Genomic DNA, 1,127 nt, shown 5'->3' on the forward strand with positions numbered 1-1,127 from the left:
ATGACTAACTGCAAGTCGACACCGCTTTTTAAAAGATATTGAGCAGTGGTAAGTTGTTGTTCATAAGCTTCTTTTCGGCCTTCTTCAATGCCCTCTTTACGGCCTTTTTCTTGTAATCTCAGCGCAATATTCATGATAACCCCTTGATGTTTTTCTGTTGCTTCACTCAGTTGCTGAACAATATATTCAAAATGAATAGAGTCCACGGTAATAAAGAGATAATTAAGGATCGTGATGATGTCATCGTCATTATTATAGTGCTGGTTGAGCGCTTGAGCCAACAAGGGAACAACCCGTTGAAACTCATCGCGTAAGTCCTTGTGTTTCATTGCAAGCTCCATGACGGCAACTTTGCGATGATTGACGAGTTCATTGTCATCAATGACCGTAATATCAACAATGGGAAATGTTTTGCTGTATAAATCTGATGCGACATCCGGCCAATGAAAGCAATGCGTCCAAGGTTGAGCATATGGATAAGGGCTCACTTTTCCGTGGTAAAATAATACAGGCACAACCAACGGTAAGTCTTTATTGCCTTGTTGTAGATGCTGATTCATGGCTAAAAAAGCATAGTGCATCAACCGCCATCCCATGAGCTTATCAGGCGATGATTGGTGCTCAACTAACATATAAATATACCCACCACCTTGCTGTGTTTCGACGGTATACAATACATCTGAGAAACGCGAACGCAGCTGTTTATCAATAAAAGATGTGTTGGTTATCGCTAATGTGTCGAAATGGCATAATTGCTTAATATTGGTGGGAAGGTGGATATCAAAAAAGTCACGCGCATTGTCAACTTTAGACATAAACCCTTTAAAGGCGGCGTCATGGGGTGTTGAATTACGCTGTTTTACCATATCGATTTCCCACTCAACAGATAGCTTGTTTACGTGGGTAATTTTACGCAACTTTCGGACTCATAGATAAAAAGTTTGTCCTAAAATTACGCATGAGATGGTAATTAACTAATTGTAATAATTGATTATATTAAGTTGTGATTCGAAAAAAAAGCGCCACATTGGGCGCTTTACTTAGTTGATGTGACCCGTCCTGAATAAGGTTGACACTTTTTCAATTTAAAATTGGAGAGTGCAATGAAACCAATCACTAAACGAACT

Annotated in this window: 1 protein-coding gene; it reads right to left on the reverse strand. The window is 39.4% G+C overall.

Annotated elements, in window-relative coordinates; genetic code table 11:
- A partial coding sequence (locus tag AC4IFO_RS22900) for an Rpn family recombination-promoting nuclease/putative transposase (protein WP_490737842.1) occupies positions 1-866 on the reverse strand: 866 nt, incomplete at its 3' end.
- Between the last annotated feature and the right edge of the window lie 261 nt (positions 867-1,127).

The organism is Providencia sp. UF-224 (assembly GCF_058245955.1).